We start from the raw sequence: 16,245 nt of genomic DNA, 5'->3' as shown, positions 1-16,245 counted from the left end.
CGGCCGCAAAGAGAAGTAAGCAAGAGAAAGCGGCTCACACCGCTAATTCTTAAGCGGGTCCCTCGCGCAGTTGCGGTAGTTGTGCATCTGGAATCTGTGTTCTCGCACACTCCGCGTTCGTGACAAGGCGCTCATGCTTCCCGCCTCGCACTACGTGCTCGCCGGAAGGGGCTGCATGGGAGACCAAGAGCTTCGTTCGGGCCGTGGCGGGGACCCATCGGCTCCGCCTCGGCGAAACACCCAGGTGCTCAAAGACAGGTTCCGCCAGCAAATGGACGTACGAAACGCGGGCCGATGAAACGTCGCTGCGCCGCAATTGCAATCGCGGTGACCGCGCTATGGCGGTGGCTATGGCGATGGCGGTGGCTGTGACGGGGACGGTGACGGTGGCAGTGACGGTGGCAGTGGCAGTGGCTGTGGCAGTGGCTGTGGCAGTGGCAGTGGCTGTGGCAGTGACGGTGACAATCGACGTCACGATACTGAGTGAAACGCGAGTACGAAAACGTAGTGGTTGGTTTTATGAAGTGCGCTTCGGTGCGCACAGCGCCGCCGGAAGTATGACGGCCTTGTCACGAAGGTGGAGTGTGCGAGGGCACGGATTCCAGATGCACCACTACCGCCACTGCGCGAGGGATCCGCTTAAAAATTAGCGGTTTGAGCTGCTTTCTTTTGCCTACTTTTCTTTGCAGCAGGCAAAGAAAAGTAGGTGCCTGCCCCGCACAGGGGCGACGCTAATAAACCAATAACAATTCAAGGAAAGGCCAACGACCAAAGAACCCAGATCAAGGAAACGCCAACACCACAGACAAACAGACAAACAAGCGCCGCACAGGCAAAAAAAACCACTACCCACCAGCACCACGTGCAGCCTCTTCAAACCGCCTGCTAGCCTCCCCCACCTCGACCCTGAACTGCTGCAAAGCACTAACCGCCAAATCCGGCGGCATAAGCGCAGCCCACAACACATCGATCAACTGATCCGCGGTAGCGTCAATATCAATGTGCCGATTGGCCAAAGTGGCATCCCAAAGCACATGCTCCATCGGCCCGAACACCATCGACCGCAGCAACCTCAATGGCATATCAGCCCGAATCTGACCAGTCTCCTGGCCCTGCGCCAATACCCGCATCAACGGCGCCGTATACCGCCGCTGCAATTCAGTCAGCGCCTCACTCAACTCATGATGCCGAGCCCGGCCCTCGGACAACACCAAAGCACACAGGTCAGTGCCATTGACCAGCATCAACCGCAAATGCGTGCGCACAATAAAAGCAAATTGCTGCCGCACGTTGCCATCGCGCGGCAAACCGGACTCGATCGCTTCAATGATCTCGTCGTACCAGTCGCCGATCACCCGCGCGCATAACTCGCGCTTGCCGCGGAAATAACTGAACACGGTCGCCTCGGAAATGCCCAGGCGCTGCGCAATCTCCGCCGTCGTCGCGCGCTCGTAGCCCTTTTCGGAGAACACGTCGCGCCCCGCCTGCAAGATCTCCTTCACGCGCTGCTGCGACTTGCGCCCGGCCGGCTGGCGGCGCGAGGCAGGTAACTCAGCCTTCATGGCAACCGTCATATGAGTCCAGTTCAGTTTTGTAGGGGCGATAACCCCGATGACGGCGATCCTATCACGCTATGGTGGCGTCTGCGCTGCATCAGTCCATTTCTGAGTGACACTCAAAAATACCTATTGACGCTTACGTAAATCTAGCGTGAAATGCGCCTTGAACGTTTCGCGTCTCGTGTGGGGCGATGAAGGCGGCCCACAAGGCCGCTGTCGTCCGCTGAGCCGCACTCAGACGAGCCGCGCCCACCCTGGCTGACCGGCCGCCAACGAACTCTGGAGACACAGCAATGAGCAACCTGCCCGGTTTGCAATTCCCGCTAGGCGAAGAAATCGAAATGCTGCGCGACAGCATCGCCGGATTCGCTGCCAAAGAAATCGCCCCGCGGGCCGCGGAAATCGACCGCACCGACCAGTTCCCCATGGACCTGTGGCGCAAATTCGGCGACCTGGGCGTGCTCGGCATGACGGTCTCGGAGGAATACGGTGGCGCGAATATGGGCTACACGGCGCATATGATCGCGATGGAGGAAATCTCGCGCGCGTCGGCATCGGTCGGTCTCTCGTACGGCGCGCACTCGAATCTGTGCGTCAACCAGATTCATCGCAACGGCACAGCAGCCCAAAAAGAAAAATATCTACCCAAGCTCGTCTCCGGTGAGCACATCGGCGCACTCGCCATGAGCGAACCGAACGCGGGTTCGGACGTCGTCAGCATGAAGCTGCGGGCGGACAAGAAGGGCGACCACTATGTGCTGAACGGCACGAAAATGTGGATCACCAACGGCCCGGATTGCGACACGCTCGTCGTCTATGCAAAAACCGATCTCGAAGCGAATTCACGCGGCATTACCGCGTTTATCGTCGAGAAGGGTATGAAGGGCTTCTCGGTTGCGCAAAAGCTCGACAAGCTCGGCATGCGCGGCTCCCACACCGGTGAACTGGTGTTCGAGAACGTGGAAGTGCCGGAAGAAAATATCCTCGGTCAGCTGAACTGCGGCGTGAAGGTGCTGATGAGCGGCCTCGATTACGAACGCGCCGTGCTCGCCGGCGGCCCGACCGGCATCATGGTCGCGGTCATGGACGCAGTCGTGCCGTATATCCACGACCGGAAACAGTTCGGTCAGCCGATCGGCGAATTCCAGCTGATTCAAGGCAAGGTCGCCGATCTGTACACCACGCTGCAAGCATGTCGTGCGTATCTCTACGCAGTGGGCCGGCAGCTCGATACGCTCGGCAACGGACATGTGCGCCAGGTGCGTAAAGACTGCGCGGGTGTGATTCTCTACACCGCTGAAAAAGCGACCTGGATGGCAGGTGAGGCGATCCAGATCCTGGGCGGCAACGGCTACATCAACGAGTATCCGGTCGGCCGTTTGTGGCGCGATGCCAAGCTCTATGAAATCGGCGCAGGCACGAGCGAAATCCGTCGCATGCTGATTGGCCGCGAGCTGTTCGCCGAAACGGCTTGAGTCGCAGCGCTGCGTATCGCGGTGCTTAATGGATCAATGCGGGACTAATGCGGAACCACCGCGTGATCATTGCGCGCTGCGGACCATTGCAGCCCTGGTGTACTACAACGCGTGAGACCCAGCGCAGCGCCACCGCAGGCCACAAAAAGCGGCGAATAGGAGAAGTCAGGCAATGCCGATTATCGAATCAAAGCTGAATCCGCGCTCGGACGACTTCCGCACCAATGCGGCGGCGCTCGAAGCGCTGGTCGCCGATCTTCGCGCGAAGATCGAGAAACTCGCGCTGGGTGGCGGGCAAGCAGCGCGTGACAAACACACGGGCCGCGGCAAACTGCTGCCGCGCGAGCGGATCGAGAAACTGCTCGATCCCGGCACGCCGTTTCTCGAGTTCTCACAACTCGCCGCCTACGGCATGTACAACGACGACGCGCCGGGCGCGGGCGTCATCACCGGCATCGGCCGGATCGCGGGGCAGGAGTGCGTGATCGTCTGCAACGACGCGACGGTCAAAGGTGGCACCTACTATCCCGTCACTGTGAAAAAGCACGTGCGGGCGCAGGAAATCGCTGCCGAAAACCACTTGCCGTGCGTCTACCTGGTCGACTCGGGCGGTGCGAATCTGCCGAATCAGGATGACGTGTTCCCCGATCGCGATCACTTCGGCCGCATCTTCTTTAACCAGGCGAATCTGTCGGCGGCAGGCATTCCGCAAATCGCCGTCGTGATGGGCTCGTGTACGGCAGGCGGCGCCTATGTGCCCGCCATGAGCGACGAGTCGATCATCGTCAAGAATCAAGGGACGATTTTTCTGGGCGGTCCGCCGCTCGTCAAAGCCGCAACCGGAGAAGTGGTCAGCGCGGAAGACCTCGGCGGCGGCGACGTGCATACGCGGCTGTCGGGCGTGGTCGATCACCTTGCGCAGAACGACGCGCATGCGTTGGGCATTGCGCGCAGCATCGTCGGCAATCTGAATCGATCGAAGCAGGTGCCGGTGGCGTTGCAGGAGCCGAAGCCGCCGCGCTATGACGTGAAGAGCATGTACGGCGTGATTCCTGTCGATACGCGCAAGCCGTTCGATATCCGCGAGGTGATCGCGCGTATCGTCGACGATTCCGCGTTCGACGAATTCAAGGCCCGCTACGGCACCACGCTCGTGACCGGCTTCGCGCATATCTGGGGGCATCCGGTCGGCATCATTGCGAACAATGGCATTCTGTTTTCGGAGTCGGCGCTCAAGGGCGCGCACTTCATCGAATTGTGCTGCCAGCGCAAGATTCCGTTGGTGTTCCTGCAGAACATCACGGGTTTCATGGTGGGCCGCAAGTACGAAAACGAGGGCATCGCGCGTAACGGCGCGAAGATGGTGACCGCCGTGGCGACGGCGAAGGTGCCGAAGTTCACGGTGATCATCGGCGGTTCGTTCGGGGCGGGCAACTATGGCATGTGCGGCCGCGCGTATTCGCCGCGCTTCCTGTGGATGTGGCCGAATGCACGTATCTCGGTGATGGGCGGTGAGCAGGCGGCGTCGGTGCTGGCCACAGTCAAGCGTGACGGTATCGAAGGCAAGGGCGGTTCGTGGAGCGCGGAAGAGGAAGAGGCGTTCAAGCAGCCAATCCGCGAGCAATACGAACATCAGGGCCACCCGTACTACGCGAGCGCGCGTCTGTGGGACGACGGTGTGATCGACCCGGCGCAAACACGCGACGTGCTCGGCCTCGGCCTTTCGGCGACGATGAATGCGCCGATCGAAGACACGCGTTTCGGCGTGTTCAGAATGTGACAGAGCGCTAGGCGCAGGAGTTGCAACGATGCAATACGAAACGCTGAATCTCGCGTTTGCCGGTCAGATTGCCACGGTCACGCTAAATCGGCCGGACGTGCGCAACGCGTTCAACGAAACGATGATCGCCGAAGTCACCTCGGCCTTCACGGCACTGAACGCGCGTGATGACGTGCGCGCGGTCGTGCTCGCCGCGAACGGCAAAGCGTTCTGCGCGGGCGCGGATCTGAACTGGATGAAGAAGATGGCCGGTTACTCGGACGACGAGAACCGTGCCGACGCGATGCTGCTGGCGAACATGCTGTCGTCGATCTTTCGCTGCAACAAGCCGGTGATCGCGCGCGTGAACGGCGACGCATACGCGGGCGGCATGGGCCTGATCTCGGCGTGCGACATCGTCGTGGCGGTGGACAGCGCGCGCTTTTGCCTTTCGGAAGCGCGTCTCGGTCTGATCCCGGCGACCATCGCGCCGTACGTGATCCGCGCCTTGGGCGAGCAGGCGTCGCGTCGCTATTTTACGACCGCCGAACAGTTCGACTGCGCGACGGCGTTCCGCCTGGGCCTTGTCAGCGAAGCGGTCAGTGCGGAGCAACTCGACGCTACCGTGCAGCAGATCGCCGGGACGCTGTGCGCAAACGGCCCGCAGGCGGTGCGTGCCTGCAAGCAGCTCGTGCAGGACATCGCCGGGCACGAACTGAATGAGGCCATGATCGAGGACACGGCGGCGCGCATCGCGCGCACGCGAGCCGGTGCGGAAGGCCGTGAAGGCGTCGCGTCGTTCCTCGAAAAACGCCCACCGTCCTGGCGCAACTGAGGCGCCACGAAGGCACATATTCCGAGGCGCATGCCGGCCTTCACCAGAACAACAGCCCGAGAACGGAACGAGACACCTCATGTTCAACAAGATCCTGATTGCCAACCGCGGCGAAATTGCATGCCGCGTCGCTGCGACCTGCAAGCGGCTCGGCATCGCGAGCGTGGCCGTGTATTCCGATGCGGACGCCAACGCGAAACACGTGGCCGCCTGTGACGAGGCGGTGCATATCGGCGGATCGACCGCGGCGGAAAGCTATCTACGCGTCGAGCGCATCATCGAAGCCGCGCGCGCAACCGGGGCGCAGGCGGTGCATCCGGGCTACGGCTTCCTCTCGGAAAACGAAGACTTCGCGCGCGCCTGCGAAGCGGCCGGCATCGTGTTCATCGGACCGCCGGTCGAAGCGATCGCCGCGATGGGTTCGAAGGCGGCCGCGAAGGCACTGATGCATGCGGCCGCCGTGCCGCTCGTGCCGGGCTATCACGGCGACGATCAGGATCCGCAGTTGCTGCATCGCGAAGCCGATGCAATCGGTTATCCGGTCTTGTTGAAAGCGAGCGCGGGTGGCGGCGGAAAGGGCATGCGGGTCGTCGAACGCACTGAAGATTTCGTGGCGGCATTGGCGTCGTGCAAACGCGAGGCGGCCAGCAGTTTCGGCAACGATCGCGTGCTGATCGAAAAGTACCTGACGCGCCCGCGTCACGTGGAAGTGCAGGTGTTCGCGGACCGTCACGGCGGCGCGGTGTACCTGTTCGACCGCGACTGCTCGGTGCAGCGGCGTCATCAGAAGGTGCTGGAAGAAGCGCCGGCGCCGGGGTTATCCCCGGAAATCAAGCGCGAGATGGGCGAAGCGGCAGTGGCCGCCGCGCGTGCGGTGAATTACGTCGGTGCGGGCACGGTTGAGTTCATCATGACCAGCACCGGTGATTTCTACTTCATGGAGATGAATACGCGCCTGCAGGTCGAGCATCCAGTGACGGAAATGGTGACGGGGCAGGACCTGGTGGAATGGCAACTGCGCGTCGCCGCTGACGAACCGCTGCCGCTCACGCAGCAACAGCTGAAAATCGACGGCCATGCGATCGAGGCGCGACTCTACGCCGAGCATCCGGCGCGTGGCTTCCTGCCGTCCACCGGCACGCTCAAGCATTTGCGCATGCCTGAAGGTGTTGAATTCTCCATCGGCGAGCCGGGCCGCAAAGCGCCGGTACGCATTGACAGCGGCGTGCGCGAAGGCGACACCATCACGCCGTTCTACGATCCGATGATCGCCAAGCTGATCGTCCACGGCGCGACGCGTGAAGAGGCGCTCGCGCGTCTGAATCGCGCGCTGCGTGCCTGTGAAGTTGTCGGTCCGCACACCAACGTCGAGTTCCTGCAACGCATCGTCACGAGCGAACCGTTTGCGACCGGCGATCTCGATACGGGTTTGATCGAGCGTCATCACGATGCCTTGTTCGCGCCCGCGAAAAAACCGTTCAAGGAAGCGTTGGCACTCGCCTGCGCTGCGTTGCTGACGCGCGAAGGTGGTACCGCCCATGGCGCGTCGCCGTGGGACGCACTGTCGCACTGGCGCCTGAACAGCGGCTACACGCAGACGCTCGGCTGGCGTGACGTTGATAACGAAAGCGCCTTCACCGTCACGTTCGCGCGTGACAGCGCCACGCAAACGCTCGAACACGACGGCGTGCGCGAGGACTTCACATGGTCGAGCGGCACAGGCCAGCACGAATACCGCGCGACGATCGGCGATGTGCGGGTAACAGGGCGCGTTTTCATCGAAGGCGATACGTTCCACGTATTCTGCCTCGGCGAGGCGCTGGCGTTCGAGTGGCAGAACCTGCTCGCGCATGCCGCGGATGTTGAAGGCGGCGAAGGTCGTTTGACCGCGCCGATGCCGGGCAAGGTGATTGCCGTGCTGGTCGAACCGGGCACGGTGGTGGAGAAGGGCACGCCGCTGATCGTCATGGAAGCGATGAAGATGGAGCACACGATCGGCGCGCCTGCGGCAGGCACGGTGTCGGAGGTGCTGTATGCAGTCGGTGATCAGGTCGCCGATGGGGCGCAGCTTCTCGTGCTGGACGTGGGGTAATCGCGAAGCTTAAGCGAGGCGCGCGTAGCCTAAGGCGCGCGCTTCGTTTTCGAGTTGCCCGATCCGTTCGTATTCGGTCAGCGGCAACGCGGAAAAGCCCTTCAAACGCAGGCGTTTGGCGCGCTCGGGTTGTGCAAGGTGCGCTTCGTTCAGTGCTTCGCGCAGCGTCTCGATCATCTCGGGCGGCACGCTGTTGGAGGCGATCAAAGGCAAACCCGGCGATGCTGCCGTCACACCGATTTGCCGAACTTTTTGCGCCAGTTCCGGCAACTCATCGCAGACAAAAGCGAACGTCACGCAGTCGATTGCCGCGACGTCCGCGCGATTTTCAGCCACCGCCCGCAACGATCCGAGATGCGAACCGGTGCGCAGGACCGTGCTGAAAAACGCTCCTTCGCGCGCAAGCGGCGCCACCGCATGGCGAAACACGTTCATGCCGCTATTTGAATCGTCCTGATTGTAGGCAGCACGTGCGCCACGGCACGCCGCAAGCGAATCGAATGGCGCCTCGGTTCGCGTGACCACGACGCTCGAATAATCCGCGCCTTCGCAGCCTGGTGCATCGAATCGCGGCGTTGCGATCAACTGAACGTGGTCGTTTAAACCATGCATCAAGGGATAACCGCAGGTTTGCGAGAGCAGTACGTCAGGGCGCCGCCAGAAGGTATGCAGTTCCTCGTCCGGTTCGACGATGCGGCACGCCGGATTCACCATGCGCAAGACGTCGCCCAGAAACGCCCGCCACGCGGTGACAAGCGCGGGCGTCACGTTGTACATCGGCAGGGCGGCGGTCCAGGTCATGGACGCAATTCTGGCATATCTAATGTCTGACCATTCGGAATTCGTCGAGCCCCAACCGTACGGGTTCGGTTTCTCTGAAAGGCCATTTGCACTCCACCACCTTCAATATCTCCAGTTGCGCGTCTTCGAACGCGACAAGGAGGTCACCGCGCCGTTTGCTCGCCGCGCCGCAATAGCTCATCAGGGCCTCGGCGCTGACCTCGAAGATCTGCAGCCGATCGTCAAAGCAGACCCGGAATGCGACGGTCGCGCATTCCGTGACACAGGGCCTGAATCCTTCATCGACATATACCGACATGGCAACCTCCCGCCGCATGCGTGAGTCGTCAGGATGACCGGCTGCAGGCTTTCTGTCTGTGGGAAAACCGGCATTCGGTCTGAAAATGCCCGGCGCGAGTTTTAGCTTGCCGGTCGGAAACAGAACGCATTTGTGTGGAAGCATGCGTAATCGGATTACGCGGCGGGATGTCGGATCCGTCTTTCAGAGTTCTAGTGACAGAGCGTCCGTTGCGGCAACCTCATCGGCAACCGGTCGCGCCATGCAGATGAGCGCATGGTCTTCGTCGACGGTGGCATCGGTGGCTTCCTGGTAAGCGACGCGGCCGTTCAACACGCGCGTGGAGCATGTGCCGCACATTCCCGAGCGACAACTCGACTGTGCAACGATGCCACATGCCTCCGCGAATTCGAGCAGCGTGCCGTCCTTCGGTCGCCATTGAACGGTGCGCTGCGATCGCGCGAACGTGACGGGTATGCCGACTACATCGTTTTCCGCTGCGTTTTCGGACCCCGAGTCTCGCGTGTCCTCCTTAAGTGCCGGTGAGTTCGCAGGCGTGCGTTTGACGGTTGCCGGTCCAAACGCCTCGAAGCGGATTCTGTTATCGGCGACGTCGAGCGCGCGCAATCCTTCATACAGTTCACGCATGAACGACCCGGGACCACACAGATAGAAGTCGTAGTCGTCGAAGGGAAGTGCGCGCTTGATTTCCGCCACGCTCACGCGACCGGCCAACGTGCCCGGAGGCGCGTGGGTGGCCGGGTCGGTGGCGCTGTCGAACAGGTGCATCGAGATCGCGGGATGGCGCGCCGCGAGTTCCCGCAAGTGCGCACTGAACGGCCGCTCGCCGTCGCTGCGCGCGCCATGGATGAAATGCAGCGGCCTGGGCTGCGTCTGCGGCTCGCGCGCTGCGATTGCGTGATGCAGCATCGTGATCATCGGCGTGATGCCGATGCCCGCGGAAATGAACACGGCCGGGCGCGGGCTGGCTGAATCGTAGGTGAATGCGCCTCGCGGTGTCATCGCATCGACCTGCATGCCGGCGGCGAAGCGCTCATGCAGCCAGGTGGAGCCGACGCCGTCGCGCTTTACGGTGATCCGGTACTGCTGCCGGTTGCTCGCGTCAGACAGCGTGTAGGTGCGCATGAGCGGTTTGTCCACGCCGTCGACCGGCACGCGGATCGGCAGGTACTGGCCGGGCTCATAGTCCGGCAATGGCGCGCCGTCCGTTGATTCAAAATAGAACGAGCGGATCGTGGGCGTTTCTTCGTGCACGGCAACGATCCTGAGCTTCTTCCACGGCGACTGGCGCGCCGCAGCAGGCGATGAAGCAGGCGATGAAGCAGGCGATGAAGCGGGCGATGAAGCAGGCGATGAAGCAGGCGATGCGGCGGCCAATGAAGCGGGCCTCACGAACTGCGGGGCATACGCGACGTCAGACCAGCGAAACGGCAACGCCTCGCGGCTGCGCCGCACTTCCGTAATACGAAAGCGCACGAGGCGCTCGGCCAGAGGAAAGTCGGCCAGGTCCGCGCCGTCCCAGACGATCTCGGCGAGGGCGGCGACATAGAGCAGATCGCCGCTCGCGAAGTCCACGAACAGCAAACCCGCGCGTGGATCGTGAAGCAGATTGCCCAGTGTGTTGAAGAAGCGGTTGCCGCTGAAATCGGGTGTTGTCAGAGTAGTGGCGTCATCAATGCGGACGAAACCCGGCATGCCGCCGCGATGTGAAACGTCGGCGCCGCGAGCCGGGCCGGCTTCTTCGCTGACGTTCGCGCTGGCGATAAAAAAAGTATCCGCGTTGGCCAGCATTGCGCGGTCCGCGTCGCTGAGTTCGGTCGTGATCTCAACGGGTGTCCGCGTGCTCGTTTCGCCGCGCGCAACGAAGCTCGGCGTACGGCTCTGAATATACTTCGCGCAGTTGCCGAAGCTTTGCATGACTTCGAGCATGACCGTATCGCCATCTACCGACGACACGACACCGTTGACGCGATTGCGCCGGCGAGTCTGCGCTTGCAGACCCAGGCCACCGATCATCATGCCAGGCTGCCAGTGTCCGGCCAGCGGATCGCCCGGTAAAACGCCGCCGTCGATCCGCAAGGTGCGTGCATCAGGGGACGACACAAACCCGGGTTCGGCCGCGCGCAGGGTCGCCCACGGCTGCCCGTTTGCGTCGAGACCGCCGAACACCATGAACGGCTGCTCGGAGAAAAACTGCCGATGCTGATCCGGCATATAGCGGCGAATGCCTCGACGACCGCTCGACTCCGCCTCCTCGCTCACGCCTGCATGTCGCTGCGCCATGCGCTCGGCGGCGTGAAAGGGCGAGTCGGCGGCGCCCCAACCGCGTGGCGTGCTGGGAGAGTGTTGAGACATGACGGGCTCGGGTTGTTGCTGCGTGCGTTTTGTCTTCGCTCAGTCGGCAAGCCGTCCTGCTTTTGTCGCCGGCATCGGAATGAAGCGCGGCAGCGCTTCGACACGACGAAGCCATGCCCGGATGTTCGGGTACGGTTCGAGCGATACGCCGCCTTCCGGCGCATGGGCGATGTAGGTGTGCGCGGCGATATCGGCAATGCTCACGTGGTCTCCCGCAGCGAACGGTTTGCGGGCCAGTTCCGCGTCGAGCACGTCGAACAGCTTGAGGGCAATCTTCTGCGCGGTGTCGAGATTGAGGGGCGCGCCGAATACCGTCACCAGCCGCGCGGCGCACGGCCCGTAAGCGATCTGCCCGGCCGCGAGCGAAAGCCATCGTTGCACGGCGGCCGCGCCCAGCGCGTCTTCCGGCAGCCATGACGGGTCGCCATAACGTTTCGCCAGATAGACAAGGATGGCATTGGAATCGAACAGTACCGTGTCGCCATCTTCGATTGTCGGCACCTGACCGAACGGGTTGAGCTTCAGGTATTCGGGGCGGCGATTGTCACCGGCACGCATGTCCAGTTCGATCAATTCAAACGGCAGATCGAGTAGCGTCAGGAACAGCTTGACGCGGTGTCCGTGCCCCGAGAGCAGTGTGGTGTGAAGGCGGATCGGTTGGGCGGGTTTAGCGGCAGACATCGAAAGCTCCTGAATCGGGAAAAGCCGACATCCGTCGGCTGGAATGAGGTAAGCCTACCGTCCCGCGGCCCCGCGCAGAAGACTGCTAAGCTAGAAAACATAATCAATCAAAGATGGACAATCGGAAAATGGCAGATATACGGGATGTCAATCTGAACCGCCTTGCAATTTTTATTGCAGTGGTGGAAGCGGGCTCTTTTACCGCGGCCGCGGTGCGTCTCGGACTCACGAAAACCATGGTCAGCACGCATCTTCAGCGGCTCGAGCGCGAGATTGGCGCGGGCCTGCTGGTCCGAACGACGAGGCGGCTCAGCGTGACCGAAAGCGGGCGGACCTTCTACGAGGCGAGTTGCAAGATATTGCGGGCGGCCGAGGAAGCGCTATCGGCCGTGTCGGGCGAATCGGCGCCGCTGCGAGGCACCTTGCGCGTGAGTGCGCCGATTGATTATGGATCGCTGGTGGTGGCGCCGGCGCTCGTCGAGATGCGCAGCGCGTATCCGGAGCTCGATATCGAACTGGTCTGCAACGACCACTATGTGGATCTGATCGCGGAAGGCATCGACGTAGCGATTCGTCTGGGACAACTTGCCGACTCGGGCTATCGGGCTGTGAAAATTGGCGGTTTCGTCAAATGGATCGTCGCGAGTCCGGTATTCATTGATACGTGGGGCAAGCCAAAGACGCCGGCAGCGCTCGCTGCTATGCCGCATATCGCGCTGTCGGTCCTGCCGCATCCGTTGACGCTGGATTTGCAGCGTGTGAAAGGCGCAAAACAAAGCGTACGGTGCGAAAACGCGATGCTGGTGAATGCGGCCGATGCAGCCCGTGCGGCGACGCTCGCGGGCGGTGGCTTCGGATTGCTGACTGATTTCTCGATCTCGGAAGACGTGGCGGCGGGCCGGCTGGTTCGTCTGTTGCCCGATTGGTCGGGCAAGCCCAAGGGCATACACGCGGTGTTTCCGCCCACCCGTTATCCGACGGCAAAGGTACGCGCGTTGATTGACGTGATCAGGAGAAGGCTTGAACCGCAGGTGTTCGGTTAACGCAGGACAGATTTTCGCTTGCTGGATGTAAGGCGGGAATGGTCGGCTTCAGTGTGTGGGCCTTAAGTCAACGGACTTGCCTCTAGCCGGTACGCCTGTTCGTGCGATTTCGATACGCCACCGTGCAAATCCTGAAGCACGCCCGGACGAGCCGCGACACCATGGTCGCAGTCAGCCCGAGGCCGTCGACACACGTGCCTGCACGCCTCGTCTGTCCGATTGACGATCAAGGCGCGGCAAACGGACCAGGCAAGCGGACTATTGTCGCTCCCGTTATCCGTGACGATGTACAGTTAATGGTCCGTCAATCTACTGTTACCTGGATAGTAGCGGGCAGGAAAACGGAGGCGTGATGGGTGAGCTAACAGGGAAGGGCGCGGTCGTCACCGGAGGCGGGCGCGGTATCGGGCTGGCATGTGCACGGTTGATTGCGCATCGCGGTGGATCCGTAGCAGTGTTGGGCGAGGACCGCGAAGTGCTGGAACAGACAGCGGCGACATTACGCACCGAAGGCCTCAATGTCATCGCTATCGCCGCCGATGTTGGCATCGAGGACCAGGTTGCCGCCGCGATGGAACAGTCCGCGGCATTTCTGGGTTCGATCGATATTCTGGTTAATAACGCGGCGATTCAGCCCTATGGCACGGTTGCGTCAATGGGATCGGCCGAGTGGGACCACGTCATCGGGGTCAATCTGCGAGGAACGTATCTGACCTGTCATCACGCATTGCCGCACATGCTCAGGTTACAACGCGGTTCGATCATCAATATCGCCTCAGTGCAGGCGCTTGCCAACCAGACCCGGGTCGCCGCCTATGCGACTTCGAAGGGTGGCATGCTTGCTTTAACGCGCTCTCTCGCAGTCGATTTTGGTCCTTCGGGCATACGTGCAAATGCAGTCTGTCCAGGCTGCATCGATGCGCCGATGACACGTTTTTCGGCCGCCCAAACCGCCCCTGGGCGAGAGGAAGAAATCCTTCGGGAATGGGGTAAGGCACAACCGCTGGGCCGTATCGGGCGTCCAGAAGAAGTCGCCGAGGTCGTCGCCTTTCTGGCCAGCGATCGCGCAAGCTTTTGCACGGGCGCGGAGTTCAGGGTTGACGGAGGGTTGATGGCAAGCCTCGGCGTAGCACTGCCGGAGTGACAACCATGACTGACTTCCAGTTCTTCGGGGTGTGCTGGCTACGAGACCCGCAGATACATGGAATCCCGGTCATAAAGCTTATAGGGCTTGTCTTGCGGTTTGGCGTTCAGCAGTAGCGGATGGATGAGCTTCATGGCGTTCTCCTCGACGGATAATTGCGATGAATTTCGTCCGCAATCTACCCGCAAGGCTAGCGGATGCGGGCGGACTACTCGGGATTAAATTGGATAGCTCTCCATAAACCGGGGGCGCAACCGAAGCGAATGCGTAAAGCCTCAACCATTCGCTGTAACCCCGGATAAGAAAGCCTCCAGACCGCTCTATGTATTCCTGGCGGGACATTTCATAGACGCCTCGCAGCGCAAACCACGGCACATGCGGCAAGTCATGATGAACCAGATGATAGTTGTTGTTCAGAAACAGCAGACGCCAGAACCATCCTGCTTCGTTGATGACAGTACGATGCTCGTGCGCATGTGCGGCCCGATGTTCCTGAAACGAGCGGATCGAGCCCAACGACAGCGCCCCATACCCCGCGCCGACGATAAAAGCCCAAGCAGGAATTCCGCACACGCGTTGAAGCCACGCCGTCAGTGCGGCTAACGCGGCCAGATGCGCGAGCCACATCGGCACATCGCGCCAATCGCCGCGTTTGATCTTATCGAGCGCGTTCGCGCCTGTTGCCGCAATCGCAAAAGCCGGCCCGACTAGCAGGCGCCCGACGAACGTATTGCGGAACGTCAGCAACGCGCGAATCGCAACACCCGCACGTTGCCACACATGCTGACTGACGAAGTAGCTTTCAGGATCGTGCTCGGGAAGCGTCAGATGCGGATCGTCGTGATGCTGAAGATGCGAATCACGGTAGACGCCATACGGAAACCACACCGCGAGCGGCGCGAATCCCAGCAGGGCGTTAAAGAGCGGCGAGCGGGTCGGATGTCCGTGCAGCAGTTCGTGCTGCAGGGACATGTACCACGCACCCAGCAGTGCCAGCAGCGCGGTGGTCAATGGCAGTCCGAGCGCGCGCGCATGCGTCGCTACGCCAAACCATCCACCGTAGATCGTGACGATCAGCAGCCATGTCGGCCATTGGGTGCGCCATGTCAAGCTTGCCGCCTGCCGGGCGAGTGCTGTGCGTTGCGCGTCGTCGAGGTAAATCGCCATCGGCTGGATCGGTCAGAATGCAGGTTTAGACCGATCCTACGGACCAATTCACACGACCAGAACCATTTTGTTCAGCAATGCATCTGAAAAATCGTGCATAGAGCGGGGGACATATCGCGGGCCTTTATACCGCGCCATGCCGCCATCGCCGGACGCTCAGAACGTCCTGCAATATTCTCGCGGATTCTGTCCGGGTGATTGGCAATAGACGCTCAACCACTATCCGCCACACGGCAGGCGTGATCGAGCAGGCCTTCGGCCGTGCCGCTGCCGTTGTCAGCATCCAGGCTGCTATTCACGATGAGCCAGCCGTCCTTCTCTGCCGAGGACCCCGCACCGGTCACGAGGATGGTTTGCGTGGCCATCGCCGCGATGCCTCTGTTGTCGCGTGCGACGATGCGAAACGGATTGTTCGCCTGCGTGAGCGAGGTGACGCGCATGATCCGGTAGCGCTGCCCGTTGAGCGTATCCCAACGCCACTCGTCAGGCGTGTCGTTCGCGTGACGCGCGAGCGCGTCGCTCACGTCGCTGTGCATGCAATCGATATGGATATGCAGCTGGTTTTGCGAGCGGCGGAATTGCGAGTTGATCTCGATGCCGAGTTGATTGTCGGGCAAGGACCGCTTGACGGACTTTTCGACGTAAAGCCGCGACGCCCACGCGTCGTCCCAGTAGTCCTGCGCATTCGGTGCCAGCACGAATGGGCTTTCTATGCCGGTGACACGGTCGGTTGGAATCAGCAGATGCTGTGAGCGGCCGACGATGTCCTTCAGGATCACATAGCGCTTGTCGAGGTTGACGACCGTGCATTGGCCCGGCGTCCCAGTGGTCTGTTGCGACGGCACGCAACGCAGATCGACGATTTTCCAGAGCGCGTTCGAATCGACCGCGGCAAGGCGCGCGCAGGCGGAAGCGGTAAAGGCGACCGTCAGTACGGCGACGGTTCGCAGAAACGCTCGCCGAGGGCGAGATGGTTTTGACACGGTCATCGGCATGCGGATCGGCACTTTTTTTATTGGAGTTTTCACCAGCATCT

Annotated in this window: 13 protein-coding genes; 6 read left to right on the top strand and 7 right to left on the bottom strand. The window is 61.5% G+C overall.

Going from position 1 to position 16,245, the window contains the following annotated elements:
* Positions 1 to 845 precede the first annotated feature (845 nt).
* The gene (locus PQQ52_RS26900) at positions 846 to 1,574 is read right to left on the bottom strand and encodes a TetR/AcrR family transcriptional regulator (protein WP_408218134.1); all 729 of its coding nucleotides are present in this window, start codon (positions 1,572 to 1,574) and stop codon (positions 846 to 848) included.
* A gap of 278 nt (positions 1,575 to 1,852) precedes the next feature.
* Between PQQ52_RS26900 and PQQ52_RS26895 the strand changes: the two genes are divergently transcribed.
* The 4 genes from PQQ52_RS26895 to PQQ52_RS26880 all read left to right on the top strand — a co-directional run bounded on the left by PQQ52_RS26895 (position 1,853) and on the right by PQQ52_RS26880 (position 7,720).
* The gene (locus PQQ52_RS26895; RefSeq protein WP_408218132.1) at positions 1,853 to 3,034 is read left to right on the top strand and encodes an isovaleryl-CoA dehydrogenase; all 1,182 of its coding nucleotides are present in this window, start codon (positions 1,853 to 1,855) and stop codon (positions 3,032 to 3,034) included.
* Positions 3,035 to 3,206: 172 nt separating this feature from the next.
* Positions 3,207 to 4,814, top strand: a complete 1,608-nt coding sequence (locus PQQ52_RS26890) for a carboxyl transferase domain-containing protein (protein ID WP_408218130.1) — start codon at positions 3,207 to 3,209, stop codon at positions 4,812 to 4,814.
* A 28-nt stretch (positions 4,815 to 4,842) separates the two neighbouring features.
* On the top strand, positions 4,843 to 5,628 hold the full coding sequence (locus PQQ52_RS26885) for an enoyl-CoA hydratase/isomerase family protein (RefSeq protein ID WP_408218127.1): 786 nt from the start codon (positions 4,843 to 4,845) through the stop codon (positions 5,626 to 5,628).
* Between the two features lie 79 nt (positions 5,629 to 5,707).
* Positions 5,708 to 7,720, top strand: coding sequence for an acetyl/propionyl/methylcrotonyl-CoA carboxylase subunit alpha (locus tag PQQ52_RS26880; RefSeq protein ID WP_408218125.1), 2,013 nt, complete (start codon positions 5,708 to 5,710; stop codon positions 7,718 to 7,720).
* A gap of 9 nt (positions 7,721 to 7,729) precedes the next feature.
* On the opposite strand, the gene PQQ52_RS26875 is transcribed toward PQQ52_RS26880, so the two are convergent.
* The 4 genes from PQQ52_RS26875 to PQQ52_RS26860 all read right to left on the bottom strand — a co-directional run bounded on the left by PQQ52_RS26875 (position 7,730) and on the right by PQQ52_RS26860 (position 11,855).
* Complete coding sequence (locus tag PQQ52_RS26875) at positions 7,730 to 8,521, bottom strand: phosphate/phosphite/phosphonate ABC transporter substrate-binding protein (protein ID WP_408218123.1); 792 nt, start codon at positions 8,519 to 8,521, stop codon at positions 7,730 to 7,732.
* Positions 8,522 to 8,540: 19 nt separating this feature from the next.
* On the bottom strand, positions 8,541 to 8,819 hold the full coding sequence (locus PQQ52_RS26870) for a hypothetical protein (protein WP_408218147.1): 279 nt from the start codon (positions 8,817 to 8,819) through the stop codon (positions 8,541 to 8,543).
* Between the two features lie 183 nt (positions 8,820 to 9,002).
* Entirely contained in the window at positions 9,003 to 11,174 is a 2,172-nt protein-coding gene (locus tag PQQ52_RS26865; RefSeq protein ID WP_408218120.1) for a 2Fe-2S iron-sulfur cluster-binding protein, read from the bottom strand.
* 39 nt (positions 11,175 to 11,213) lie between these two features.
* Positions 11,214 to 11,855: a glutathione S-transferase family protein gene (locus tag PQQ52_RS26860; RefSeq protein ID WP_408218117.1), complete on the bottom strand. Its 642-nt coding sequence runs from the start codon at positions 11,853 to 11,855 to the stop codon at positions 11,214 to 11,216.
* 128 nt (positions 11,856 to 11,983) lie between these two features.
* Between PQQ52_RS26860 and PQQ52_RS26855 the strand changes: the two genes are divergently transcribed.
* Positions 11,984 to 12,898, top strand: a complete 915-nt coding sequence (locus PQQ52_RS26855) for a LysR family transcriptional regulator (protein ID WP_408218115.1) — start codon at positions 11,984 to 11,986, stop codon at positions 12,896 to 12,898.
* A 352-nt stretch (positions 12,899 to 13,250) separates the two neighbouring features.
* Positions 13,251 to 14,042, top strand: a complete 792-nt coding sequence (locus tag PQQ52_RS26850) for an SDR family NAD(P)-dependent oxidoreductase (protein ID WP_408218113.1) — start codon at positions 13,251 to 13,253, stop codon at positions 14,040 to 14,042.
* Between the two features lie 78 nt (positions 14,043 to 14,120).
* Here the strand turns inward: PQQ52_RS26850 and PQQ52_RS26845 are convergent, their stop codons facing one another.
* Together PQQ52_RS26845 and PQQ52_RS26840 are read right to left on the bottom strand one after the other, a co-directional pair.
* Positions 14,121 to 15,209, bottom strand: a complete 1,089-nt coding sequence (locus PQQ52_RS26845) for a fatty acid desaturase (protein WP_408218110.1) — start codon at positions 15,207 to 15,209, stop codon at positions 14,121 to 14,123.
* Positions 15,210 to 15,421: 212 nt separating this feature from the next.
* Positions 15,422 to 16,198, bottom strand: a complete 777-nt coding sequence (locus tag PQQ52_RS26840) for a CDP-diacylglycerol diphosphatase (RefSeq protein WP_408218107.1) — start codon at positions 16,196 to 16,198, stop codon at positions 15,422 to 15,424.
* Positions 16,199 to 16,245 lie beyond the last annotated feature (47 nt).

Source organism: Paraburkholderia sediminicola (assembly GCF_046030555.1).
Lineage (GTDB): Bacteria > Pseudomonadota > Gammaproteobacteria > Burkholderiales > Burkholderiaceae > Paraburkholderia > Paraburkholderia sediminicola_E.
Note: the sequence above shows the minus strand (reverse complement) of the source record. Positions and strands in the feature narration are given on the sequence as shown.